This is a genomic window from Kitasatospora sp. NPDC088548 (assembly GCF_044753005.1).
In the GTDB taxonomy this organism is placed as follows: Bacteria; Actinomycetota; Actinomycetes; order Streptomycetales; family Streptomycetaceae; genus Kitasatospora.
In genome coordinates, this window is record NZ_JBIVMI010000002.1 from 473,168 (window position 1) to 498,035 (window position 24,868).

Genomic DNA, 24,868 nt, shown 5'->3' on the forward strand with positions numbered 1-24,868 from the left:
GGGCCCCCGCCCCGCCCCCCCTCGCCCCCCCCCCCCGCTGGCGGGGGCGCCCCCCCCGCCCCGCCGCCCGCCGCGCCCCCCCCCCCCCCCCCCGCCCCGGGGGGGGGCGGGCCCGCGGGGCCCCCCCCCACACCCGGGGTGCGGGCCATGCGGAGTCGCATCCGGGGGTGGGGGCGTTCCGGGCTGTGGACGCGGTGCTGCTGCGAGCTGCCGCGAACGGTGGGACGGAGGCCGTGGCGCCGCGGCTGGACTCCCTAACCCCTGCTGGCCGTTCCGGTCGTGATCATACCGTCGTGCCGAGCGCCATCCGGCCGGCCAGGGACCGGACTTCGCCGAGCAGGCCGGTCGGCCCCTGGTTGAGGTCCAGCGCGTGCTGATGAAGGACGATGCCGGCGTGCCGCACCCGGTGGGCGGCGTGCGGAGCGTTGCCCTTGGCATAGACGAGATGGCCCTCCCGCAGGCCGAGGGCGGTGCAGTAGGCCAGCATCTGGTAGAGGTCGCCGTCCGGGTACCCGCCGGACTTCTCGGCCTTGTACTTGGCGTCGGCCACGGCCTGCGGAGTGCCCGCCGGGCCGTACAGCACGAGGTCGGGCTTCATCCGGATCCCACCGGCCTCGTCTAGATGGTGCGGGTCCTGGAGCCGGCAGGCGCGGTCCGTCCCCCGGAACGCCTCGCGCAGGGCGACCGTCACGAAGTCCTCGAAGAGCCTGTTCATGTTGAACAGGAAGCCGTCGATGCGCAGTCCGCCGGCGGTGTGCTCGGGCGACGATCCGTCGAGGACCACGCGGGCGAGGTGGAGAGCCTGCTGGTAGCGGGCGTTGAGGCGGGTGGCCTGCCAGACGGGAAGTTCCTGGCCGCGCACCAGCGGGGAGACGTCCGCCAGGCGTACCCGCTGGTGCAGCAGCCGGCGGCGCACGTCCCGGGGTACGCCGGGCAGGCGGAGCAGGCATTCGACGGCGGCCCGCAGGATGCGGTTCTCCGCGATGTCGTTGGTGAACTCGTCGTACGCGATCTCCACGGGCAGGGCGGCACCGAACCGGCGGCGGATCTGCTCGGCCTCGCGGATCCGGCCGCGGACCACGAGGGTGCTGTCCTCGACGGTCCGGTACCCCTGCAGGAGGCCCTGGCGCAGCGCCCGGTCCACCTGGCGTTCCACGGCGTGGGCGAGGGCCGGCAGCAGTTCCCGGTGGTCGCCGACCTCGACTTGGCCCTCCCGCCAGCCACGCGGGTCGAGGCTGTGCCCGATGAGGAAGAAGAGACGGGCGATCGGCACCTTGGGGGTGATCCGCACGGTGACGGAATCACTCCCTGGTACCGCCAGGCTCACCACGCCGACCTTACTGCCGGCCCTGAGGGTCCAGTGGCCCGTGCGGTACGGGTCGGGGGCGGCGGTTTCGAGGATGCGTGCGGCGGCGAGTGCCCTGCCTGCGGCGTCCGGAAGGGGGACGGACACCGCCGGCGCGTGCTCGGCCAGTTGGACGACGGTCACGACTCCGCCTGGGGCTGAGCGTCCCACACGATGTCGCCCGGCTGCGTGACGAACCTGGAAGGCTGCGCGGCCAGCTCGGCTTGCAGTTCCGCCAGGCCGTAGCGCTTCTCGATGTCGACGCCTTCGCCGTAGTGGTGTTCCTCCAGCAGGGGGAGGATCTTCGTCCGCCAGGTACGGTCCAGGCCGCCCTCCCGGTAGACGCCCGGCTTCATCAGGTACGAGGGGCCGATCCGGAAGTCCGGTTCGTCGATCCGGGCGTTGAGCGCGTCCAGCAGGTCCGCCGGTTCGCCGTCGCGGTCCTGTGCGGTGAGCCAGCGTCGCAGCAGACCGCTGGTCGGCTCGGTCCGCGGCGACAGCTCGACGAACGCGAACCGGCGCCGCATCGCCGCGTCGACCAGGGCGATGGAGCGGTCGGCGGTGTTCATGGTGCCGATGACGAAGAGGTTCGGCGGGAGGGCGAAGTCGTCACCGGAGTACGTGAGCCGGACGGCCTTGTTGCGGTACTCCAGGAGGAAGTACAGCTCCCCGAAGACCTTCGCCAGGTTGGCCCGGTTGATCTCGTCGATGATCAGGAAATGCGGCACGTGCCGGTTGCCCTCGCGCGAGGCGAGGTCGGCGAGTTCGCGCAGCGGGCCGGCGGTGAGGCGGAAGGCGACCTCGCGGGTCTCGGGATCCTCCTTGGGGCGGAACCCCTCGAAGAAGTCCTCGTAGGCGTAGGAGGGGTGGAACTGCACGAGCTTGACCTGCTCGGGCCCGCCGCCCAGGAACTCCGCGAGCTTCTGCGCGAGGTACGTCTTGCCCGTGCCCGGGGGCCCGTAGAGCACCAGCTGGCGCTCGTCCCAAAGGAGGTCGCGGACCTCCTGGAGCCACGTCACGTCGTGGACGAGCAGCTCCCGGGCGAGCTCGGGGGTCGGCTCGGGCAGCGCCAGTTCGCGCCGGGCGGTCAGGGCGGGGATCTCAACGCTCGGGTCTCGCTCTATGGCCTCGGACTCGTCCACGAGTTCCTGGTCGCTCAGCCCGAGGCCCTTGATCAGAGCCTGCACGGAGGTGAGATCGACGACGTCGTGCTGCACGGAGAGCTTCTGCTGAAGCTCCTCAGGCAGGTCGGCATACGCGTACCCGGCACTCTGCCACTCCACCGGCCGGCGCAGGTTGGACCGCCCGTCCTCCGCGACCGTCTGCTCCACCGGCCCGGTCACCTCGCCCACGTACAGCAGCCCGCCGGAGATGGTGCATACGGTGTCACCGGGCTTGATCCGGGAGAGGAAGGCGTGAAGTTCCTCGACGAGCGCCGGCTGCTGGCTGTACGTCGCGGTGGACTCGTAGTCCTCCTTGACGAACTTCTGCACCTCCTCCTTGCTCGTCCCCTGTTCGACGCCCTGCCGAAGTCGGGCCGCGGCCAGGGTGACCCGCCCCTCGGGCAGCCAGAGCCGTTGGACGAGGTCGAGGCCGGCGACATTGGAACCGCGCACCAACCAGGCCCGGTTGGGGCCGGCCCAGACGCCTGTCATGAACTCGGACAGGGGCCTGTCGTCGCTCGTCTGCCAGCGCGTCCAGCCGTTGGCCGAGCGGCCCAGGAGGATTTCGGCGGCGGCGGAGGGGGAACCGCACTCCACGTCCTCGGTCAGTTGGAGATGACCGGGCCAGCGCTCGGAGGGCTGGAGCTTGCCCTCGTCGATCAACTGCGTCCGCAGACGGTTGGAGGACGACCTCCGCTCCGCGTAGGACGGCATGACGCTCCCCCGCGCGGGCGCCCCCGCGTACACCAGGAACTTCTGACTGCCGTTGCTGCCCTTCTCCGGGAGCAGCCGTCCACGCGCGACAGGCCCTCCGACGGCCAACCGCAGCTTGAACTCCTGGTACTCGTCCTCCACGGCCCGCTCCCGCCCCTCATCCTCGAAGATCCTGTGCGCACAATAAGGCCTGGCACCGACAGGTATGCGAGCGGGCCGAGAGGTCAGGCGGCTTCGGCCCGGTCGAGCGCGGCAGCGGCCGGCTGTGCGAGCCACACCAGTCTCGCGGTGATACCCGGCTGCCCCGTGAACAGGTGCACGGCGCGCTCGGGCGACGCGACGGTCATCCGCGTCTGCCCGTCGACGCCGACCACGTAGGTCGGCCCGTCACCGTCGGCGAGCCCCCACGCCACGACCCATCCGTCAGCGTCCGCGCGGCCGTTACCGCACACCTGGACGACGGCGAAAAGCCGGGGCGCGGTATCGAGCACGAGCCCGCACAGCTCCTGGTCGAAGGGCACAGGCGTCGCCCACAGACGGGTGGCAGGGCGGGGGTTTTGCGAGGGCGCAGCGGTCATGGAAGTCTCCTGCCTGGAGGCGTGACTGAGTCAAGATTCATCACTTGCAGTAAGTGAACCGTGTCATACCGTAGCGCCATCATGATAGAAATGCCATGCTGGGAATCGAAGGTTTGCGTGCTGTAAGTGAGAGATGAGAGGGAGCACGATGACAGCGAGCGGCACCCCAACGTTGCGACAGCAGCGGCTCGGACTTGAGCTGCGCAAACTCCGCGAGAACGCCGGGCTCAGCTCAACTGCCGCCGCCGCACGCCTCGGAGTGAACCAGGCCCACATGAGCCGAATCGAAGCGGGCCGCTACGCGGTGAGCGCGGAGCGCGTCCGCACGTTCGCTCGCGCCTACACATGCACAGACCAGAACCTGATCGACGCTCTCGCCGGCATGACCGGCAGGCGGACCCGAGGGTGGTGGGAGGAGTATCGCAACATCCTGCCGCCAAACATGCTCGATCTTGCCGAAACGGAACACCACACCACGGCGATGCGCATCGCCTCGGTGATTCACATCCCCGGCCTGCTCCAGACCGTCGACCAGGCACGTGCACTCGCCAGCAACGCCGTACCGCCTCTGGCGCCGCACGACGTGGAGCACCGGGTGTCGTACCGGATGAAACGGCAGGCAGTCCTCTACAGCCGACAGGCGATCCCGCTCACGGCGATTGTCCATGAGGCAGCCCTGCGAATGGGGTTCGGCGGGCCGGCAGTGGCCCGCGCACAGCACAGGCACCTCATCGAGGTGAGCACCCGCGAGAATGTCTCGGTTCTCGTGATCCCCTTCGGTGCGGGCACGCTCCCCGGCTCCGGGCAGTCCATCGTCTACTGCTCCGCACCCGTGCCCCAACTCGACACCGTGCAGCTCGATACGTATCACGGCTCCGAGTTCCTTGACGCCCATGCGCAACTGGTGAAGTATCAGAAGGTTCTGGACCTCATGGAAGCCTGCACCCTCAGCCCCCCGAAGTCACGTGATCTCATTGCCCGTATCGAAAAGGACACCTGAGAGGAAGCGCCATGTCAGCTCTCAACTGGCAGAAGTCCAGCTACAGTTCCGAGTCGGTCAACTGCATCTGTCTCGCCGCAGCCCCCGACGGCGCCATCAAGCTCCGCGAAAGCGACGACCCCGACACCATCATCACCACCACCCCCGACAAGCTCCGCGCCTTCCTGCGCGGCATCAAGGCAGGCGAGTTCGACCACCTGACAAACTAGGCTGTCCTGCCGCATGTGTGGGTGCGCTGATTTACGACTGGACGTAAAACACGTCGTCCTCTGTGATCCTTGAGGTGTCGAAGCCCAAATTGGATCAAGCAGAGAGACGGCGCGCCTGCCTTCAGCAAACACCGTGGTCGAGGCGGTGCGCTGGGACAAATCAGAACAGTGCGTGGTCGTGTCGGTACGGCCTGACGCGCGGCGGCGTGGACGGTGCGGACTGTGCCGCCGCCCGGCAGCGCTGTACGACCGCGGACGCGGCCGACGCCGATGGCGCGACCTGGACCACGGGACGCGGCAGGTGTTCCTGGAGGCCGACGCCCGGCGCGGCACCGGTCACACCCTGGCCTTCGACCAGCAGGCCGCGTGGATGGCCGCCGAGTGTTCCAAGAGCGCCGCGGCCGAACTGCTGCGCTGCACCTGGCGCACGATCGGCCGGATCGTCGAGCGCTGCACCGCCGACCGCGACCGGCACACCGACCGCCTGGCCGGATTGCGCCGGACCGGGATCGACGAGATCTCCTACCGCAGGGGCCAGCGCTACATGACAGTCGTGGTCGATCACGATACCGCCCGCGTGGTGTGGATGGCCGACGGCCACGGCGCCGACGTCCTCACCCGCTTCTTCGACCAGCTCGGCCAGGCTCGAACCGCCCGGCTGACCCACATCAGCGCCGACGGCGCCGCCTGGACCGCCCAGGTCATCGCCCAGCGGGCACCCGGTGCGCTGCGGGTGATGGACGCTTTCCACGTGGTCGTCTGGGCCACCGAAGCGCTGAAGGACTCCCGTTTCGCGCGGTGGAATAACGCCGAGGACCTGACCGACTGCGATGGTGCCGTTTGGCGATCCACAGCGCCAGTCGCATCCTCGCGAACATCCTGATCTTGTCGAAGTGGCGTGATGAGTTTCCATACTTGAAGTACACCGCCCACCCGGACAGGAACCAGTTCATCTCCTGCACCACCACTTCAACCGGCAATCGCGGACGGGAACGGTCCGTCAGTTCACAGAGCCGATCCCGCGCGTGCCTCATAGCCTTGTCTGCGGGCCATCGGGCGAGGAAGGTGATGGGCTTGCCGCCCCGGCGCGGAACATGACGCACCAGCGGATGGTGAAACCCGAGGAGGCCCACTCCGGACACCCATACCGGTTGCAAGCCCTCCAGGGCTGATCACGACGCAGCCCAAGGCGTGCCAGCGGGTGCCGCCAGGCCTGCTTGAACCCCTGGTCCACCAGGGCCTTCTTCACCGCACCCGGCTCGGTGGCGGCGACCACCCTGTCCAGCAGCACGGTCCCGACGGCGTTGTCGTGGACGGAGGCGGCCAGCACCACCGCGATCACCAGGCCCAGCACGTCAAGGGCCAGTCCCCGCTTGCGCCCCGGCACCTTCTTGTTCGCATCCCGCCCCGTGGTGTCGGCCGGGACTCCGGCGGCGGCGTGCACGCTCCGGGTGTCGAGCACCACCAGGCTCGGGTCGGCTAATCGGCCCCTCTTCTCCCGCGCCTGCCAGCGCAGCAGGTCGTGGATGGTCCGGTCGGTGCCGTCGTCGCGCCACTTGTAGAAGTAGTACTTCACCGTGCCGACGGGCGGCAGGTCGTGGGTCAGGTAGTCCCACTGGCAGCCGGTGCGGGACTGGTACAGCAGGGCGTTGACGATCTCCCGCATGTCGCAGTTGCCCTCGTGGCCGCTGACCGAGCGATGCCGAGCCTTCCAGGCGGTGATCACGGGCTCGATCAGGGCCCAGCGCTCGTCGGATAAGTCGCTCTTGCAGGGCTGGCGGTCGCTCACGGGGACACTCCAGCACGACCGGGCCCTCTGGTCAGCGCGGAGGCTGCGGTCCCATACGATCCGGTGACGAAAGACGCGACATCACGTCACATACTGCCCTCTCAGACCCCAGGGGCGCAGTGCGGTTGCAGCCGGCGCTTTCCCTTTGTGGCGTATACCCGAAAGGGTGTCCGTGGCTGGCTGCCACGGACACCCTTCTCAGGTCCGTCTACCTCAGTTGTTGCGGCGTTGGCGCCTGCTGAGGGCGAGGGCGAGGCCGCCGAGGATCAGCAGCGTGCCGCCGATCGCGGCCGCGGTGAGCACAGTCGTGCCGGTGCGGGCGAGGATGCCGGACGGCTGCGGGGCCGGCTGGGCGGGTCCGGGGTTGTCGGGAGCCGGGTTGTTGTCGGTGGGCGGCGGCGGGGTGTTCCCCGCCGGCACCGTGTGGTCGGTCTCGCAACCCACCGCTTCGTCGCAGGTGCCGCGCTTGGTGTCGGGGGTGGTGACGACGTTGTGCAGCTTGGTGTCGCCGCCGCCGGTCACGGTCACCGAGTAGGTGATCGTGGCCTTGCCGTCCACCGGAAGGTCGCCGGTCCAGGTCAGCTTGCCGTCCTTGACCTCGACGGTGCCCGCCGAGGCCTTCACATCGCCGTTGTAGGTAGCGTCGTCCAGGACCTTGGACAGGTCGTCGGTGATCGTGGCGCCCTTGACCTCGGCCTTGCCGTGCTGATTGACGGCGACGGTGTAGGCGACCTTCTCACCGACCTGCACCGTCGAACCCGACTTCGGGTCCGAGACCTTCGAGAAGACGTAGGTCCCGTAAACGTGGTCGGTTTCGCAGCCGATCTCCTGCTCGCAGGTGCCGCGCTTGGTGTCGGGGGTGGTGACGACGTTGTGCAGCTTGGTGTCGCCGCCGCCGGTCACGGTCACCGAGTAGGTGATCGTGGCCTTGCCGTCCACCGGAAGGTCGCCGGTCCAGGTCAGCTTGCCGTCCTTGACCTCGACGGTGCCCGCCGAGGCCTTCACATCGCCGTTGTAGGTAGCGTCGTCCAGGACCTTGGACAGGTCGTCGGTGATCGTGGCGCCCTTGACCTCGGCCTTGCCGTGCTGATTGACGGCGACGGTGTAGGTGACCTTCTCACCGACCTGCACCGTCGAACCCGACTTCGGGTCCGAGACCTTGAAGAAGACGTACGAGCCCACGGGGTGATGCGTGGTGCAGCCCGGGGTGGTGCCGTCCTCGGCCACCGCGCAGCCCTGGGAGAGCACGGCGTTGACGAGTTCGCCGTTGCCACCGCCCTTGACGGTGACCGAGTAGGTGATCGTCGCCTCGCCGCCCACCGGGACGGTGCCGTTCCACTGCAGCACCCCGTCCTTGACCTCGGCCGTGCCGATCGAGGCCTTCACGTCGCCGTTGTAGTCGGCGTTGTTCAGTACCTTGGAGAGGTCGTCGGAGAGGGAGGCGTTCGCCGCGGCGGAGCCCTCCTGGGAGACCTTCACCGTGTAGGTGACCTTCTCACCCGGGCTGACCGCCTGGCCGGAGACCGGGTCGGCGGCCTTCTCCACGCGGTAGTTCGCCACCTCGAACCCGGCCGGGTCCGACGGGATCTGCGGCGGGGTACCAGAGTCCGGCGGGGTGTCCGCCGTCGCCGAGGCGGTGTTGACGAACGTGCCCGGCACCGACGTGTCCAGCACGGTGCTGAACTCGTGGGACTCGCTCTTCCCGGGGGCGAGCGAGGCGACGGTGAACGCGCCGAGCTCGGGGAACTTGTCGTCCGAGACCTTGACGTTCGTCAGAGTGCCCTGGCCGGTGTTGGTGACCACGATCCGGTAGTGGACGGTGTCCCCGTAGCGGAAGGTCGGGTAGTCGGCGGCCTCATTGGCGTCCTGCCACTGTCCGTCCTTGCCCTGGACGAACTTCTTCAGCGATGCCGAGTAGTAGTTCGCCACCGTCAGCGGAGCCGACGTGCGCATCACCAGCTCGGTGTGCCCGTCCCGTGCCTGCGCCCGGTTGACGAGCTTGTCGCCTCCGACCGCCCCGTCGGTCGCCACGGCCACCTTGAACTGCTGGCGCGCACCCGGAGCCAGCGAAGGCCCGATCACCCGCACAGCCGTCGCGTCCGGCGTGAACGTCTCCGTCCAGCCCACCGAGTTCCCGGTGGGGTCACCGGCCCGGCCGTTGGACTTGTTGTCCGGGTCGTCGGACAGCGAACCCGGCGCGACGGTGGTGTAGTACACCTTCGCGCCCGGCACGGCCGTCACCGACTCCAGTTCGTAGGAGCCTGAGTAGGACGTTCCGCGACCGTCGTCCTTGTACGGCAGGATGTCGATCGTGTCCGTGAACGCCTGCGGGGCAGGGTCGTACGACCTCAGCGTCACCGTCCACGAACCCGAACCCCTGCCGTCGCCCTTCACGTTCGGAATGAACGCCGAGTCGGCTGTCTTGGCGATCGTGGTGTATCCGCCCGTCGCAACCGTCACCTGTGCCGTTGCCGGCGCGGTCGTGATCCCGCCGAGCGAGGCCGTGGCCGAGTTGGTCAGGGCCTGACCCGCCGTCACCGAACTGTCGGCCACCGCCTGGTAAGTCAGCTTGTGGTCCGCGTTGGTGACGACACCGTCGAGTGTCCAGGTCAGCACCTGTCGGCCCGATCCGTTGGCCGTCACCACGGGTTCGGGAGCGGCGGATCCCGGAACGTACGTCACCCCTGCGGGGAGGGTGTCGACGATCTTGAAGCCGTCCACCGTCGCGGGGATCGCCCCCGCTCCGTTCGCCGAGTACTTCAGCGTGTAGGTCGCCGGGACGCCCGGCGTGACAACGGCGCGGTCGACCGACTTGCCGATCGCCGGCGACGCCGTCGCGACTCGGAGCACGTCACGGAAGCCGGTGGTGCACGGGTACCGGAGACCGGGTGTGTTCAGGATGCAACCCGCCTTGTTCCACCAGTTGTTGAGCGGATCATCCATAACACCGGAGAAGAAGCTCCACACGTCCGTACCGGGCGGGGTGCCCGGCTTGATCGTCTGGAACACGTTCTGGTTGATGTTGGTGTAGCCAGGCACCTTCATCTGGCCCTGGGTCGCCGTGACCCGGACTGCCTTCACCTGCGCCGGATCGGCGGGTGGCGTGGTGGTCCACCCTCCCGTCACGCCGCAGTCGAACCCGTTCGGGTCGTACGCGGCACTGGTCGGATCCAGGTGGGCGTCGTTCCCGGTGTAGTACTCGACCACTGCGCCGTCGACTCCGCCGGCGGGGGTGGTCCACTTGAAACCGTTGAAGGTGACGTACTTGGTGTCCAGCGCCGAGCACATCCCGACCAGGCGGTCGTCGGGCCGATCGGTATGCAGTTGCATCGCGGTGTCCATGTACTGCCCGACAGTCGTGCCGGCCGCCACCCGGTAGGTGTCATCCCACGTGGTACCGCCGCTACCGGTGTAGCCCCGTCCCCAGCCCGAGGAGTATGTGCCGGGGGTCGTCCACGATTTGGACTCGCTGTTGTTCGCGGGGTTGTCCTGCGCCGTCTGCCCGGTGGTCGAAGTGTAGGTGGGGGCGCTCGCCGTCAGTGCGGCAGAACCTTCGGCCGAGGTGAGCACGCGCACCCAGATCGAACCGGAGGCCAGAGCCACCTGATCGGACGGCAGCCTGGCGCCGGTCGAGTCCAGGGTCGGCGGGCTGGCCGGGGCGTAGTCGATCCCGGAGATCGTGAGCCGGAACGCGTTCGGACCGGTCTGCGTGATCTGGCAGTTGTCCACGAAGGACGCCGTCTGGTTCGCCGGGTGGCCGCCGCCCGACCACGGGTGGCCGCCGGCCGGCGCGGGAATCGAGTACGGCGCGCACCCCTGGGGAGCGAGCTGGATCTGGCTCCCCTGCTGCGAGCCGATCGTCAAGTCGTACGTGATCGTCTGCGGTCCAGGGTCGCTTCCCCTCCCCTTGCTCAGCGTCCACTCGTAGTCGACTTCGAAGTACCCGGCTCCCTGCCTGTAGTTCGCCGCGCCGACGCCCCAGCGCATGTCCATGGTGAAGGGGTTGACGATACTCAGCGGCGGCACGGCGGCGCTCTGACCGTCGATGGTCCCCACCGCGGTCACCTGGCCCCCGGTCGGCCCGTCGACCACCACGGGTGCCTGCAACACCACCGATGTGCCCTGCTGGTGCGTGCCGAGGTTACAGGTAAGAGTCTTCTTGTCAGCCGACAGGGACGACGCCGGATCGACCCCGGCCGTCAGGCACAGACCCGGCAGCGCGTCGAACACCCCGTTGACCAGAGTGACGCCGAGGGTGACGTCGTCCACGGGTCCGTTCGCCGGGGCCTCGGCGTCGTCGTTGAGGTTGACCCGCCACTCGGCGGTGACCACCTCACCGGAGGCCACCTGGGCCGGGGTGCCCGGAACCCACCTGCCGTCGATCTGATGCGCCGTCGCCGCCCACGACCGCACTGCCAGGCTGAACATCGTCAGCATCATCGCCAGTGCCAGCGCCAGCGATAACGCTCTGCGCACTCCGGGCCCGGATATCAGCGACAACCGTGGCCCCCCTCCTCCGGGCACAGCCACGGCGGCCGGCGGCCGCCCTCTCGACCAGTCCATACGGGACCCACCTTTCAAGGACAGTCCGACCGGCGCCCCGCACACCCAACCAACATGAAAAGCGTACAAATCGGGCGCCGCTGATAGATTTGACCCGATTCATGACGTTCGGTCAAGGAGTTTGTAGACATTTTGTTCCAGCGGCTTGTCATGCAGCCTTGGCCGGGTCATAGCTCCAGGAGTGGACGGGTGAGTCCGGGGCAAAGCTGGTCTTCCGTTCGGCCTTGGCGTTGTGCCAGCGGATGTGGGCTCCGATGGCGGCGTTCTGCTCGTCGCGGTTGCGGTGAGCGGTGCCGTTGAGCGCGAAGTAACGAAGCGCGGCGAACTCGGGCTCGATCCAGTTGAGCCACGACCCGTAGGTGGGCGGAAAGACCAGATCGATCCGGCTGATCGTCCCGAAGAACACCGAGGGAATCCGCCCCAAGCTGAAACGCCTGGTCAGCAGAGGCGTCCTCACCGAGACCGAATCCGGCCTGTTCACCCAGCCCCGCCCACAACCCCCGTCGCGGACCCCCGACCAGCGAACCTCACCCAGCCCCAATCACGAACCGGACATCAGCTCACGTATCGCCCTCTCACAACAGGCAGCGTTGATGCTGAGTGTCCTCGTACGCGCGTGGCCGTCAGCCCTGGAGGGCTCGCAACGAGCGCGTCATAGGGTCGGGAGGTTTCTGGTGCTCATCAGCCCCGAAGGGGTCGCGAGGCCAGCGGCGGTCCAGCCCTTGGGCAGACACCGCCGCTGGTCCGCATGTTCCGCCAGGTCCCCGTGCTGACCGCCTCCGACCCAGTCCAGAGATCCCCGACCAACGCCAGGCCAGAGTCGGCGAGCGCGCCGATCTCGATTGCTCGCCCCACGATCGGGCGCAGGTTGACTCCGGACAGCACCGCGCACAACGTGCCGGAGCCGCCGTCAGACGCGCTCGCGCTCCCCCTGGCCCCCGCCGTCCGGCGCACCGTGCTCGGCCATGGCCTTGTTCCGCGCCGCGAAACCGGCTTCCTGCATGGCGGTACGGTTGGCCGCCGCCCACGCGTTCGAGGCGCGCAGCCGGTCGGTCGTGCCCCGGAAGCGGGGCACCACGAACCGCGCGAAGAGGTCCACACTCAGCAGTTGGGCCGGCCACGGCGCCCAGTCCTGGCAGGAGATGAGCAGGGTGCCGAACCCGCCGGTGACCTCCTGCAGCTTGGTGATCGCGCCGACGACGTCCTCCACGTCGCCGACGATGATCCCGTTGGCCGCCACGGTGGCCTCGAAGGCCTTGGCGCCGCTCTGCGGGTTGCGCGACATCGGGAGGCCGATGGTGTCGATCCAGAGTTCGTCGCGCTGGCGCAGCCACCCCTCCCGGATGTCCTCCAGTGCCTCCTCCCTGGTCCGCGCCACGTGGACGGGTATGACCAGTCGCCAGTCGTCCCGGGACACCTGTCGGCCGGCCTCGGCCGCCGCCTCCTCGTGGTGGCGCCACTGGTCCGCCAACCGTTCGATGCCCAGGCTGTGCCCGGCCCGGACGGCGCCCCACGGCGGTGCGGCGTGGGACAGCACGCTGATGCCGAGCCGGCCGGCCAGCTGGACGCCGAACGGGGTGGCGGCGCTGGCGACGGTGACCTCCGGGCCGCCCGGGCTGAACGGACCCAGCTGCAGCCGGGCGTCGACGAGCCTGAACCAGCCCTCGTCCCGGGTGACCGTCTCGCCCGCGAGCAGCGCGACGATCGTCTCCATCGCCTGGGCGGTGCGCTCGCGGGTGTCCTCGGGCGCGATCCCGAACATGTGCATGTCCGAGATCACCGACCCGGCACCGCCGCCCAGGATGAACCGGCCGCGGGTCATGTGGTCGAGGTGCATCGCCCGTTCGGCGACCAGGAAGGGGTGGTGGTACGGCAGCGCGGTGACCCCGGTGGCGAACTTGATTCGCCGGGTGCGCTCGGCCGCGGCCGCGATGAGGAGCTCCGGCGCGGGGATGGTGCCCCAGCCCGCCGAGTGGTGCTCCCCGATCCACAGCTCCTCGTAGTTCAACGAGTCCACCACCTGGGCGAATTCGAGGTCGCGCTGGTACAGGAGGGTCGGGTCCTCTCCGATCGGGTGCAGGGGGGAGATGAAACAGCCGAAGCGCATGGTGATCCTCTGTGTCGGTTCGTGCGGTCCTGGCAGGTTCCCGCCGAGGTCACAGCGACCTTGCGATCGCCGCTCGCTGGATCTGGTTGGTGCCCTCGATGATCTGCAGGAGCTTCGCCTCCCGCATCCACCGCTCCACGGGGTGGTCCTGGACGTAGCCGTGGCCGCCGAGCACCTGGACGGCATCGGTGGTGACCCGCATGGCGGTGTCGGTCGCGAAGAGCTTGGCCTGTGCGGCCTGGGTCGCGAACGGCCGCCCGGAGTCCCGGATCAGGGCCGCCTCCAGCAGCAGGGCGCGGGCCGCCGCGACCTGGGTGGCCATGTCGGCCAGCAGGAAGCCGACGCCCTGGAAGGAGATGATCGGCGAGCCGAACTGGACTCGCCCTTTGGCGTAGTCGGCGGCGTAGTCCAGCGCCGCCTGAGCGAGGCCGACCGCGCAGGCCGCGATGCCCAGCCGCCCGTGGTCGAAGACCGAGGCCGCGACCAGCATGCCCCGGTTCTCGCGGCCGAGCCGCATGGACTCCGGCACGCGGACGTCCTGGAGGACGACCTGGGCGGTCGGCAGGGTGGCCAGCGCCATCTTGCGCTCGGGCCGCTGGGGCAGCACGCCCGGAGTCTGCGCGTCCACCATGAGGCAGGTCAGCCCGCCCAGGCCGGCGCCGCCGGTTCGGCAGTAGACGTTGTAGAGGCCGGCGACACCGCCGTGGCTGACCCAGGACTTGGTGCCGGAGATCCGGTAGCCGCCCTCCTCCCGGACGGCGGCCGTCCTGATGCCCTCCAGGTCCGAGCCGGCGTCGGCCTCGGACAGCGCGTTCGCGCCGAGCACCTCGCCGCTCAGCAGCCGCGGAAGCCATCTGTCCCGCTGCTCGTCGCCGCCGAACCGGGCCAGTCCGTGCGAGGCGAGGACCTGGAGGTGGACGGATTCGGCCACGGCGAACCAGCGGTACGCGAGCCGTTCCAGCACCTGGAGGTAGAGCGTGTACGGCTGGTCCCCGCCGCCCCAGCGCTCCGGGAACGGCAGGCCGACCAGCCCGGCCCGGCCGAGGAGTTCGACCAGCTCCCTCGGGAAGCGTCCCGAGCGCTCCTCCGCGGCGGCGCGCGGCGCGAGTTCCTTGTCCGCGATCTCCTCCACCAGCGCGAACAGCTCCCGCTGGGTGTCGTCGGCGAACGACCGTTCGACCTTTACCATCCCGCCGCCTCCGGCCAGGCCCGTACGACGGCGCGTACGGAGTGCTCCCAGTAGGACCGGACCGCGAGGTCGCCGTAGATGAACTCGCGCTTGGCCTCGACGTCGGTGGCGGAGGAGCTGTGGTAGCCCCCGGGCGCCGACTCCGCCAGGAGCTGCAACCGGCAGGCCCGTTCGAGCAGGTGGGCGAGGACGATGGCGTGCTTGAGCGACTTGCCGACCACCAGCCCGCCGTGGTTGCGGAGCAGCAGCGCCGGGTCGGGCCCGAGTGCGGCGGCGACCGCGCGGCCGGTGGCGATGGACAGAATCGTGTTGCTGGTGACCGTGAAGCGGGACAACCGGTCCTCGAAGCAGGCACCGTCGTGGGAGACGGGGCGCAGCGCCAGGTCGGTCGCGCCGAACACCAGGGTGTACGGCGCGTGGCTGTGCACGATGGCGTTGATGTCGGGGCGGGCGGCGTACACCGCCTGGTGCAGGGGGAGTTCGGGCGGGGCGAGGCGGTGCGGCGGCGCGTCTGGGTCCACCTCGGCGGGGACGATGTCCTCGGGCCGGCACTCGTCGAAGCCGGTGAGGGCGCCCTTGATCTGGAAGGACCCGCCGCCGGGGAGGCGGGCCGAGACCTGGCCCTGGTTGAAGTCGTCGTGCCCGCCGAGCGACAGCGACCGGGCGCCGATCGCCAGGTGTCCGCGCAGCCGCAGCAGCGCGGGCGTCGGGGCCGGCGGGCCGGCGGTCGCGGGCGTGGCCGCAGCGGTCTCATCGGTGCTGATCGGCATGCCTGCTCCTTCGGGCCGCGGCCTCGTAGACGTCGTCCATCGACCACAGCCCGGCGTCCGCCCGCGCGAGCCAGCGCACCCCGAGCAGGGCGCCGGCGCCGGCCGCGGCCAGTGACCTGACCTCGTGATTGATTGTCAGAATTTGCTGTTCAAAGGTGAGTTGGAAAGTGTGGTCGCTGACCGGCAGGCCGGAACGCAGAGCCGCGACCTCGGTCGGTGGCTCGCCGGTCCGGGCGGTCCACAGCTCGGCCAGGGCCAGCGCGGAGGCGCTGGGGCTGTCCTTCTTGGCCGCCGTGTGCCGCTCGCGCACCACGGCCTCCGGCCGGTCGGTGTGTCCGGCCAGGGCCTCGGCCAGCACCGCGATCGCCCGGCGCTGGAGCCAGTGGCCGAGCGAGAGATTGGCGGCCCGCAGGACCGGCCGTTCGGCCGCCAGGGTCCGCAGAGCGTCGAAGTGCCGTGGGGTCAGCCCCGAGGCGCAGCTGAGCAGCGGCAGGCCGGCGCTCCGGCACTGGGCGACGGTCCGCTCGGTGGCGGCCGCCGGGGCGGCGTCCACCACGACGTCGGGGCGGCCGCCGGTCGGCAGCTCGCCGCCTTGGCCGGTCGGCAGCACGTGGTGTCCGGCGTCCCGGCACGCCTCGGCCACCGCCGTACCGAGCCTTCCCCGGGCGCCGACCAGGGCGACCCGGAACGTCTCACCCGGCATGCGGGCCGACTCCCTGGTCCTCCATGTACCGCACGAGGCCGCGCACGGTGCCGAGGGTGCCGGCCGCCTCCTCCAGGTCGATGTAGACGCCGAACTCGTTCTCCAGGGAGTCGATCAGGCGCAGGAAGGACAGGGAGGACATGCCGAGCTCCGCGAAGGAGGAGCTGCCGACCAGGACGGCGTCCAGGGGAAGCCCGCCGTCGGAGGCGGTCACCGCGAGATCGGCGACGCGATCGTGCAGGGCGCTGGGCTGCGGGGACGGGTTGGTCATGACACTCCGTTTCGCGGGGACGGTCTGGTCGGACGTGCGAACAAGGGCGTGCGGACGAGGACGTGCGGACGAGGACGTGCGGACAAGGCGGCGGGACGGCGGCCGGGCCGGCCGGCGCCCCGGCGCGCCGGTCTCAGCCCTCCAGCAGGGCGCGCGCGGCGGCCAGCCGGGGCTTGCCGATGCTGGAGGCAGGGATCCGGTCCACCACGGCGAGGCGCTCGGGCACCTTGTAGGGGGCCAGCAGGCCCCGGCAGTGGGCGCGCACGGCATCGGTCCCCACGTGCGCCGGCGCGGCCACCAGGGCGCCGAGCGCCTTGTCGCCGTCGGACCTGGTGACCTCCAGGACCAGGGCGTCGGTCACACCGGGCACGGTGCGCAGGACTTCCGCCACCTCGTGGGGATCGACCTTGCGGCCACCGACGTTGATGTGCTTGCCGGAGCGGCCGGAGAGGTGCAGCAGCCCGGACTCCAGGTGGCCCTCGTCGCCCGTGAGGTAGAACCCGTCCTGGTCGAGGCGGTGTTCGAGGAGGCCGGGTGCGTTGAGGTACCGGGAGCCCATGGACGAGGAGCGGACCGAGATCGGGGCGGGCTCCCCGGCCCGCGCGCCGGGCGGGATCCGGAACTCGACGCCGGGCAGCGGTGCGCCGAGGCCGCGCTCCGGTACCGGCTCGCGGTCGAAGGTGAGCGGACCGGTCTCGGCGATGCCGTAGTAGTTGGCGACGGGAAGGCCGTACCGGTCGATCAGGGCACGGGCGTCGTCCGGCGGCAGCGGAGCGCCCGAGGAGATCGCCACCCGGATTCCGGCGAGCTCCGGGGCGGGGGCGGTGCGGCGCAGCAGCGAGGCGTACAGCGCCGGGAACCCGGTCAGCCGGGTGGGCCCGGTCTGCCGGACGTACCGCAGCACGTGCCCGGCGGTCGGCAGGCCACCGGCCAGGTGGAGGACGGAGCCCGCGAGCAGGCCGGGGACGAGCGAGGTGTTGAAGGCCAGGCCGTTGGCGAGGCCCGCGAAGCAGAGGATGCGGTCGTCGGGCCGCAGACCGGTGCCGGCGAGCCAGCTGGTGGCGGCGCCGGTCACGGCGGTGCCGGAGAACTCCACGCAGCTCGGGTACCCGGTGCTCCCGGTGGTGTAGCGGCACAGTTCGGTGGTCGGCAGCAGCTCCGGGCGCTCGCGCGGTCCGGTGGCCTCGCTGACCTGTAGCGGCCCGGCCAGTGGGCGGGCCGGGCCGGCCGACCCGGCGGGCAGCGGGCGGTCGTGGAGCAGCAGGTCGATGCCGCAGCTGCGGATGGCGGAGGCGATCTCCGTCTCCCCCCACTGCGGGTCGAAGAGGAAGGGCACCGCTCCGCTCCCCAGAGCGGCGAGCAGCGCGACGGGGTAGTGCGCGGAGTTGCCGGCGCTCAGGGCGACCCTGGGGCGGTCCTGGCCGGGCCGGATACCGAGCCCGAGACTCTCGCTCAACTCGACTGCCCTGGTGAGGATTTCACCGTAGCTGGCGGTCCCGTCCGGATCGGTGACGGCGGGCCGGTCACGGTGGGTGTGCAGGGATTCGCGCAGGCGCTCCCACAGCAGGCCGGTCATCCTTCCCCCTGGGCGTAGGCGATCTCGGCGCGGTCCAGCTTGCGGCCGGCGTCGCGGTCGCTGCCGAGGGCGACGATGTAGAGCAGTTCCCGGGTGTCGTCCAGCTCGGCGGCGGCCCGCCACCGGGCGGCGTCGAACCCGCCGACGCCGGTGACCCCGATGGCGTTGCGCGCGGCGCCCAGGTAGAGCAGGTGGGCGGCGGCCGCGGACCGGAAGATGGCCTCGCGCAGCAGGGCGGGGCCCTTGCCGAGGGTGCCGGCGCGGTCGGCGTGCAGCAGGACGAAGGTGTCCGCGCCCGCCAGGTGGTGCTGTCCCATGCAGGCGCGGGCGATCGCCTCGGCGTCGGTGACGAAGTCGGTGCCCAGGAAGCGCGGTTCGCCGTGGTGCTCCGGTCGGCCGGCGGGGAGGCGGCCGTGCGGGGTGAGCACCGTGACGCCTAGGCCGGCGCCGGCGAAGTCGCAGGGCAGTGTGGTCGTCAGGGTGCCGACGGTGTCGAGCAGGACGGCAGGGTCGAGCGGTCGGCGCCCGAAGTGCTTGGAGGAGCGCCGCCGGCGGGACAGACCGGTCCACTCCCCGGGCCGGATCCGCGCCGAGGCCGGGAGCACCGGGCCGGCGTCGACGACGGTACGGGCCGCCACCGGGGCCCGTTCCTGCCCGGTGGCGAGCAGGTCGGGGATGCCGGACCAGCAGACCGCCTCCAGGTGACCGGTGTTCTCCATCGGGACCGGCCGGTCCTGGCACAGGTAGCTCCAGCCCTCCGGGACGGGCGCGTCGGGCGACTCCGGGAGTCCCAGCTCCAGGACGGAGTGGATCTCGCGGTACGGCAGGAGGTCGGCGAGTGCCGCGGCCAGCCGCTGCCGGGACACCGCGAGGCGTAACCGGGCGGTGCCGTGGTCGAGCGCGGTACCCAGCATGTTGGTCGCCGCGTGTCCGGTGTCGATCTGCGCGTAGAGGTAGCCCCGCGGACCGTACTTGCGGATCGACAGCCAGGGGCGGACGGCGAGCAGGACGAGAACGGACCGTTCGTCGTCGGCGTCCTCGGCCAGGATCTCGTCCAGTGGTGCGCCACCGGCGGTGCGGACGCAGAGCCGGCGGTCGAGATCGAGCCGGTAGAGGACGGCGGGGCCCGGGCCGGATCGGTCCAGGGCGAGGACGTCGTAGGGGAAGATCGCGCCGGCCGAGGGGACGGACCGGATACCGCCGGATCCCCTGCTGAGGATGCCGTTGTCGACCACGGCCAGGGCCCTGGCCAGACCTGGTCCCGGTGCGGCGTCGTCAGCGAGTGCGGGACGGGCCGAGATCGCGATCAGGTCGGCCCAGATCCGGGCGAGTTCGGTGCCGTCCTCCGCGGTCGCGGGGTCTTCGAACCGGTGGATGGGGTCACGGGTGTGCAAGGTACCTGCCTTTCTAGGCGTATGCGGCGGCTTGCAGGGTGTAGAGCTCCGCGTAGAGTCCGGGGCGGGCCATGAGCTCCTCATGGGTGCCCCATTCGCGTACCCGGCCCTCCGTGAGGACGAGGATTCTCTCGGCGCGGCTCACGGTGGAGAAGCGGTGGGTGACCAGGACCGTGACGGAGCCGTGGGCCCGGGCCCTGGTTCGGGCGGTGGCGCCGTATCCGTCGAACAGGAGGTGCTCGGCCTCGGCGTCCAGGGCCGAGGCCGGCTCGTCGAGGATGAGCAGCAGCGGGGCCGGGCGCAGCAGGGTGCGGGCGAGGCCCAGCTTCTGCCACTGACCGCCGGAGAGTTCGGCACCGTCCCCGTAGCCCTTGCCGAGCAGGTGGTCGACGCCTCGGGGCAGGGCGGCGGCGACGCTCTCGGCGTCTGCCGAGCGCAGCGCGGCGGCGAGGGCGGCGGTGTCGTCGCCGGGTTGTGCTCCGGGACGGAGGTCGCCGAGTCCGACGGTCTGCCGCAGGGGCAGTTCGTAGCGGGCGAAGTCCTGGAGCAGGGCGGCGACCCGGGCCCGCCAGGCCACGGGGTCGAGCTCGGCGAGGTCGGTGCCGTCGACCAGGATCCGGCCCCGGGTCGGGCGGTAGAGGCCGCAGAGCAGCTTGACCAGGGTGCTCTTCCCGGCTCCGTTCTCGCCGACCAGGGCGATGGTGGAACCGGCCGGGATCTCCAGGTCGATGTCGTCCAGGACGGGCTCGGCCGCCCCGGGGTAGCTGAAGGAGACGTGTTCGAAGCGGATGCCGCCGTGCAGCCGTGCGGGGACCGACGGGCCGGGCCGGGCGACGGGCGGGGCCGTTCCCGGCGCCCCGGCCGGGTCGGCGCCCGCTGCCGGACCGGGCTCCGCGGCCGTGCCCGCGGGGGCTTCAGCGGCGGCGGGGCCCGGCGCCCGGTCTCCCTCCGCGCCGAGCCGGGCCAGTCGGCGGACGGTCCGGCCGGCCCCCTGGAGCGTGCCGAACAGCCCCAGGAAGGTGGCCGTCTGGGTGCTGATCTGCACCGTCAGGGTGATGACCAGGATGACGTCGCCGAGCCCGATCCGCCCGTCGAGGGCCGCGCCGACGGTGATCAGCAGCGCGGCGGCGTAGGCGGCCGCGAACAGAAGCTGTCCGACGGCGCGCAGGGCGGCGGCGCTCCACTGTGCGCGGTTCAGGACCGCGCTCACCGCCCGCCAGGACTCGGCCTGCCGGCGGCGGAGTTCGGGACCGGCGCCGGAGAGGCGGATCTCCCCGGCCGGCCCGGGTGCGGTGGCGAGCCTGAGCAGGTCGCGGGTGCGCCGGGAGTCCTCGGCGCTGTGCTTCTTGGCGCGCTCCACGACCTCCTGGGCCCGGTGGCCGACCAGCACCGGCGGCACGGCGAGCAGTGGCAGCAGGGCCAGGACGGGCTGGACCTGGGCCAGGAGCACCATGGTGAGCACGGTCTGGAAACCGATGGTGACCAGTTGCAGCACCGCCTCCAGCGCCGACCTCGTTCTGACCACGTCCTCGCGGACGAGGTGCAGGGTGTCGGCGAACTCCGGGGTGCCCACCCGTTCCAGGGTGCCCGGGGCACCGGCGGCGTCGAGCAGACGGCTCTGGAGTTCGACCTCCTCCAGCTCGCCGAGCTCGAAGTAGTGCAGGTGGGCGAAGTGGCCCAGCATCTGCTCCCCGACGAGGAGGAGCGCGGCCGCCAGCGCGAAACCGACGGCCGGGCCGCCGTGGCCGTCCAGCACCGCCTCGGTCAGGTGCTTGAGGGCGACGGCGAGAGCGGGTGTCGCCAGGCAGCCGAGCAGCAGCAGCCCCAGGCCGGTGATCAGCCGGCGCCGGTCGATGCGCCAGGACAACCGGATGAAGTGCGCGACGGCGAGCCACAGATCCTTCATCGCAGAGCTTCCTGGCGGTCGGGGGCGGTCTCGTCCGGCCGGCCGTCACCGGTGCTGTCCGCCTGCGGGTCGTCCGGGGCCCGGTCGAACCGGTCGGCCTGGAGGCGGAACAGTTCCGCGTACCGCCCGCCGGCCCGGAGCAGGCTGTCGTGGTCGCCGTTCTCGATCACGGCGCCGTCCTCGATGACGACGATGTTGTCGGCGCGCCGGACGGTGGAGAACCGGTGCGAGATCACCACGCTGGTGATCCCCCGGGTGAGTTCGAGGAAGCGGTCGTAGAAGGCCACCTCGGCCCGGATGTCGAGCTGGGCGGTCGGCTCGTCGAGGACGAGTACCTCGGCCCCGGCGTCGACGGCGTAGAGGGCGCGGGCGAGGGCCACTCGCTGCCACTGCCCACCGCTGAGGTCCCGCCCGCCCTGGTAGGCGGCGGAGAGGGCGGTGCCCGGTCCGACGGCGTCCAGGATCTCCCGGGCGCCGGCCCGAACGAGGGCCGCGGTGACGGCGTCCCGGTTCATCGGCCGGTGCGCGGCGCCCAGCGCGACGTTCTCCGCGAGGGTCAGGTCGTAGCGGTTGAAGTCCTGGAAGACGACGGCGAGTCGGCGGCGCCACTCGGCCGGTTCGAGGTCGGTCAGCGGCACGCCGTCGGCCTCGATCCGGCCGGAGCCCGGTTCGTGCACCCGTGCCAGCAGCTTGACCAGGGTCGTCTTGCCCGCGCCGTTGAGGCCGATGACGGCCGTGGAACGGTTGGCGGGCAGGAGGAGGTCGAGTTCCTCGTAGACCCGGCGGTCCGCGCCGGGGTAGCCGAAGGAGACCTTCCGGAACGCGATGCCCTCGCTCAGCCGGGGTACCGGCCTGGCCCGCTCCGGCCGTGCCTCGTGGCCCGTCTGTGCCTCGAAGTCGGTGAGCGCCCGGTGGGCCAGCATGCCGTACTGGGTCTGCACGTCGCTCTCCGGGAAGTAGACGCCGAAGCGCAGCGGGACGAGCAGGCACTGCACGGTCAGCGCCAGCGCCAGAGCGCCGTCGGTACCGCGGGGGACTCCGGTCGCGAGGGCGAGGAAGACCCCTCCGCCGCCGACGGCCGCCACTGCCGCGAGGCCGACGAACGGCAGCAGTAGCAGGCGGCGGCGCTCCTTCCAGAGTTGCGCCAGGTAGCCGACGGCCTCGGCCCGGTAGCGGTCGCGGAACCAGGGCAGGGCGCCGAGCAGACGGATCTCCTTGCCGCCGGACGCCTCGATCGCGGCGGTCCGCAGGTAGGCGGACTTCCGGCGCTCGCCCGCCATCCCCTTCCAGTACTCGACGAAGGCGGCGAGGGAGCCGCGCTGACCGAAGCGGACGGCGATCGCGGTGACGGCGGCCAGCACGGCGGCCCACGGCCGGAGCACCACGGCGAGGACCACCAGCGCGGCGGCGAGCTGGGCGTAGCGTGCGACGAGGCCGACCAGACCCGCGACGGCGTCGCCGGGGCTGGGCATGGCGCGGTCGAACGCCGACCGGGCGTCCGCCAGACGGTCCAGCGCCTCCGGCCGGTCCAGCGAGGAGGGCGGCGCGTCAATGGTGGTCGCCGTCAGCAGCCGGTCGACGCAGTAGCCGTCCACGGCCCGGGTGACGGACTCGGCCACGGCGGTCTGGAACGGGCGCAGTGTCTGCGCGACGACGAAGGCGGACAGGCCGACCAGCAGTGCGGGCAGCACCACGCCCCAGGCACCGCCGGCGGCGGCCGCCCGGGGGAGCCGCGAGATCGCGACGGCCGTCGCGACCATGAACGCGACGGGCAGCAGGCCCAGTGCGAGGTTCACGGCGAGGGCGAGCGTCACAAGCGGCCCTCCGGCCGCCGGCAGCAGGCGGGCGATGGCCACCCACCGGGCCGCCCGGGTGCGCACGGACGCGACCGGATTGCGGTGTCCGGGGGTCATGCGCCCTCTCCGCCCGGCACAGGCGCTGCCGCGAGCCGGAGCGCGCTGTCGAGGACCACCCGCTCGGTCTCTCGCAGGCACTCCTCGATGACGGGCCGGGGCAGCAGGAGGGTGTCCGCCATGACGAAGAAGCGGACCGAGTCGGGCGAGTAGGCGGTGTGGGCGAAGAAGGTCGCGTCCTGGGCCGCCCAGGCGCCCTCGACGTGGAGGCGGGTGCGGGCCCGGAGCCGCTCGACGGCGCCGGCCTCGGTGGGCAGCGTGCCGAGCGTGTCGGGCCACCGGTCCTGGAACCGCGCGTCGTTGAAGAAGCAGCCCAGGTCGGGGCGGGCGCCGCGGCGCTGCGCGACACCGTCCAGTACCCGGTCGAGATCGACGGGGTGGTAGCGGGCGTTCTGGTAGGCGATGGCGGCTCGTTCGTGGGTCGCGCGGACGAGGGAGGGGAAGCCGGCCGCGTCCACGTCGACGGTGAACAGCGCGTTCTCCGTCATGGAGCCCACCAGGTCGTCGGTGCGCGGGTCGACCCGGTTGAAGGCGATCAGCTGGAGCACCACGGAGGTGCGCTCCGCGAAGCGGCTCACGACGGCGGCCGTCGCGGCGAGCAGGACCGTGGAGACGGACGTCCTGCAGTGGTCGGCCAGTGCGGTGGCGGCGAGCGCGAGCGCGGGCGAGTCCATCCCCAGCCGGACGAAGCGCTCCGGGTCGGCGGCGCTCTGCGGGGACGGCCCGAACATCGCGGGGGGAGCCTTCTCGATGGTCCGCTCCCAGTAGCGCAGCGCGCCCCGGCTGCGGGCGAGCCCGGCCGGTGATCGCTCGACGCCGGCCTGGTCGCGCGGCTGCCACGGGTCGGCGGCGAGTTGCTCGCCAGCGGCGAGGGCGCGCAGTTGGCGTTCCAGGATTCGCATCGACCAGCCGTCCACGGCCTGGTGGGTGACCACCAGGCCGACGCACATCGCCTCGGTGCCGCGGGTGAAGACCGTGAAGCGGCCCGGCATCCCCTCGGCGCCGGGGAGCCGCTCGGCGGCCTGGGCAAGGGTGCGGGCCTCCGCCGCCTCGCGGACGTCCCCCTCGGGTACGGGCACGACCAGGACCTCGACGGCGCCCTCGGCCCGCACCGTCTGCGTGGGTTCCTCCTCGTCTTCCTCCCAGCGGGTCCGCAACGCCTCGTGCCGGACGACGAGTTCGCGGACCGCCTCCACCGCGCGGTCCACCGTGGTGCCGTCGGGGAGGTCGATCAGCCGGCGCACATTGAAATAGTGCGCTTCGTCCCCCATCCACGCGATGGTCTTCCAGATCGCGAGCTGCCCCCAGGTCAGCGGAGCGGTTCCGCCCCGTGCGGAGAACGATCGTCGGTGAACTTCTTCCTGGTCGAGCACCTGAAAGCATCCTCCGTCGGAGACAAGGGGTGGCGAAAGGCGCGAAACATCCGGCGGTATCGGGGAAGGTCACGACCTGCGGGCACCGGGACACCCGGCGGTGGGTCCGCACGGCGACCCCGTCCGCACGGCGCACAATCTATTCAGAGGTCTATACCAAAGTCAACGATCTGTAATATCGTCAGAAACCTTGAAGCACAGGAGATTTGACGCTACGTCACACAACAGAGGAAGCCGGTAAGACCAGCCGGGTGAATCCGTCCGCCCCGCGCTTCCGGTTTGTCCCGCAACGCTCCCGTACCACT

Annotated in this window: 18 protein-coding genes and 2 pseudogenes; 3 read left to right on the plus strand and 17 right to left on the minus strand. The window is 71.1% G+C overall.

All coding sequences use genetic code 11. The features are described from left to right. Nucleotides 1-283: 283 nt before the first annotated feature. The 3 genes from ACIP82_RS04975 to ACIP82_RS04985 form a co-directional block, all read right to left on the minus strand. Nucleotides 284-1,489, minus strand: a complete 1,206-nt coding sequence (locus ACIP82_RS04975; protein WP_400650942.1) for an McrC family protein — start codon at nt 1,487-1,489, stop codon at nt 284-286. Next, nucleotides 1,486-3,363, minus strand: a complete 1,878-nt coding sequence (locus ACIP82_RS04980; protein WP_400650944.1) for a DUF4357 domain-containing protein — start codon at nt 3,361-3,363, stop codon at nt 1,486-1,488. The genes ACIP82_RS04975 and ACIP82_RS04980 overlap by 4 nt, the downstream gene beginning before the upstream one ends. Before the next feature lie 83 nt (nt 3,364-3,446). Further along, nucleotides 3,447-3,800 (minus strand): hypothetical protein, encoded by a 354-nt coding sequence (locus tag ACIP82_RS04985; RefSeq protein ID WP_400650946.1) that lies wholly within the window; start codon nt 3,798-3,800, stop codon nt 3,447-3,449. A 148-nt stretch (nt 3,801-3,948) separates the two neighbouring features. On the opposite strand from ACIP82_RS04985, the gene ACIP82_RS04990 reads away from it, so the two are divergent. The 3 genes from ACIP82_RS04990 (at nt 3,949) to ACIP82_RS05000 (ending at nt 5,892) form a co-directional block, all read left to right on the plus strand. After that, entirely contained in the window at nt 3,949-4,800 is an 852-nt protein-coding gene (locus ACIP82_RS04990) for a helix-turn-helix domain-containing protein (RefSeq protein WP_400650948.1), read from the plus strand. Nucleotides 4,801-4,811: 11 nt separating this feature from the next. Further along, the gene (locus ACIP82_RS04995) at nt 4,812-5,009 is read left to right on the plus strand and encodes a DUF397 domain-containing protein (protein WP_400650951.1); all 198 of its coding nucleotides are present in this window, start codon (nt 4,812-4,814) and stop codon (nt 5,007-5,009) included. Between the two features lie 178 nt (nt 5,010-5,187). After that, nucleotides 5,188-5,892, plus strand: a complete 705-nt coding sequence (locus tag ACIP82_RS05000; RefSeq protein ID WP_400651154.1) for a transposase — start codon at nt 5,188-5,190, stop codon at nt 5,890-5,892. Here the strand turns inward: ACIP82_RS05000 and ACIP82_RS05005 are convergent. From ACIP82_RS05005 to ACIP82_RS05070, 14 genes and pseudogenes are all read right to left on the minus strand, one after another. Beyond that, nucleotides 5,885-6,043: pseudogene (locus ACIP82_RS05005) on the minus strand (group II intron maturase-specific domain-containing protein); the annotation flags it as partial. The gene ACIP82_RS05000 and the pseudogene ACIP82_RS05005 overlap by 8 nt on opposite strands. 146 nt (nt 6,044-6,189) lie before the next feature. Beyond that, a pseudogene (locus tag ACIP82_RS05010) lies at nt 6,190-6,798 on the minus strand (transposase); the annotation flags it as partial. A 213-nt stretch (nt 6,799-7,011) separates the two neighbouring features. Beyond that, the gene (locus ACIP82_RS05015; RefSeq protein WP_400650954.1) at nt 7,012-11,274 is read right to left on the minus strand and encodes a hypothetical protein; all 4,263 of its coding nucleotides are present in this window, start codon (nt 11,272-11,274) and stop codon (nt 7,012-7,014) included. A 235-nt stretch (nt 11,275-11,509) separates the two neighbouring features. Then, nucleotides 11,510-11,818 (minus strand): hypothetical protein, encoded by a 309-nt coding sequence (locus tag ACIP82_RS05020; RefSeq protein WP_400650957.1) that lies wholly within the window; start codon nt 11,816-11,818, stop codon nt 11,510-11,512. Nucleotides 11,819-12,271: 453 nt separating this feature from the next. Next, the gene (locus ACIP82_RS05025; protein ID WP_400650959.1) at nt 12,272-13,468 is read right to left on the minus strand and encodes an LLM class flavin-dependent oxidoreductase; all 1,197 of its coding nucleotides are present in this window, start codon (nt 13,466-13,468) and stop codon (nt 12,272-12,274) included. A gap of 49 nt (nt 13,469-13,517) precedes the next feature. Beyond that, the gene (locus ACIP82_RS05030; RefSeq protein ID WP_400650961.1) at nt 13,518-14,657 is read right to left on the minus strand and encodes an acyl-CoA dehydrogenase family protein; all 1,140 of its coding nucleotides are present in this window, start codon (nt 14,655-14,657) and stop codon (nt 13,518-13,520) included. Continuing rightward, on the minus strand, nt 14,651-15,427 hold the full coding sequence (locus ACIP82_RS05035; protein WP_400650963.1) for a class II aldolase/adducin family protein: 777 nt from the start codon (nt 15,425-15,427) through the stop codon (nt 14,651-14,653). Before ACIP82_RS05035 ends, ACIP82_RS05030 begins: the two co-directional genes overlap by 7 nt. Beyond that, a complete protein-coding gene (locus ACIP82_RS05040) occupies nt 15,408-16,130 on the minus strand; it encodes a dihydrodipicolinate reductase C-terminal domain-containing protein (protein WP_400650966.1) in 723 nt (240 codons plus the stop codon). Before ACIP82_RS05040 ends, ACIP82_RS05035 begins: the two co-directional genes overlap by 20 nt. Then, complete coding sequence (locus ACIP82_RS05045; RefSeq protein WP_400650968.1) at nt 16,120-16,401, minus strand: acyl carrier protein; 282 nt, start codon at nt 16,399-16,401, stop codon at nt 16,120-16,122. The genes ACIP82_RS05040 and ACIP82_RS05045 overlap by 11 nt, the downstream gene beginning before the upstream one ends. A gap of 133 nt (nt 16,402-16,534) precedes the next feature. Next, on the minus strand, nt 16,535-17,977 hold the full coding sequence (locus ACIP82_RS05050) for a class I adenylate-forming enzyme family protein (RefSeq protein WP_400650971.1): 1,443 nt from the start codon (nt 17,975-17,977) through the stop codon (nt 16,535-16,537). Next, nucleotides 17,974-19,371 carry a hypothetical protein gene (locus tag ACIP82_RS05055; RefSeq protein WP_400650974.1) on the minus strand — a complete coding sequence of 466 codons (1,398 nt, stop codon included), beginning with the start codon at nt 19,369-19,371 and terminating at the stop codon, nt 17,974-17,976. Before ACIP82_RS05055 ends, ACIP82_RS05050 begins: the two co-directional genes overlap by 4 nt. 13 nt (nt 19,372-19,384) lie before the next feature. Further along, the gene (locus ACIP82_RS05060; RefSeq protein WP_400650976.1) at nt 19,385-21,277 is read right to left on the minus strand and encodes an ATP-binding cassette domain-containing protein; all 1,893 of its coding nucleotides are present in this window, start codon (nt 21,275-21,277) and stop codon (nt 19,385-19,387) included. Next, a complete protein-coding gene (locus ACIP82_RS05065; RefSeq protein WP_400650978.1) occupies nt 21,274-23,190 on the minus strand; it encodes an ATP-binding cassette domain-containing protein in 1,917 nt (638 codons plus the stop codon). Before ACIP82_RS05065 ends, ACIP82_RS05060 begins: the two co-directional genes overlap by 4 nt. Then, nucleotides 23,187-24,563, minus strand: coding sequence for a condensation domain-containing protein (locus ACIP82_RS05070; protein ID WP_400650981.1), 1,377 nt, complete (start codon nt 24,561-24,563; stop codon nt 23,187-23,189). Before ACIP82_RS05070 ends, ACIP82_RS05065 begins: the two co-directional genes overlap by 4 nt. Nucleotides 24,564-24,868 lie beyond the last annotated feature (305 nt).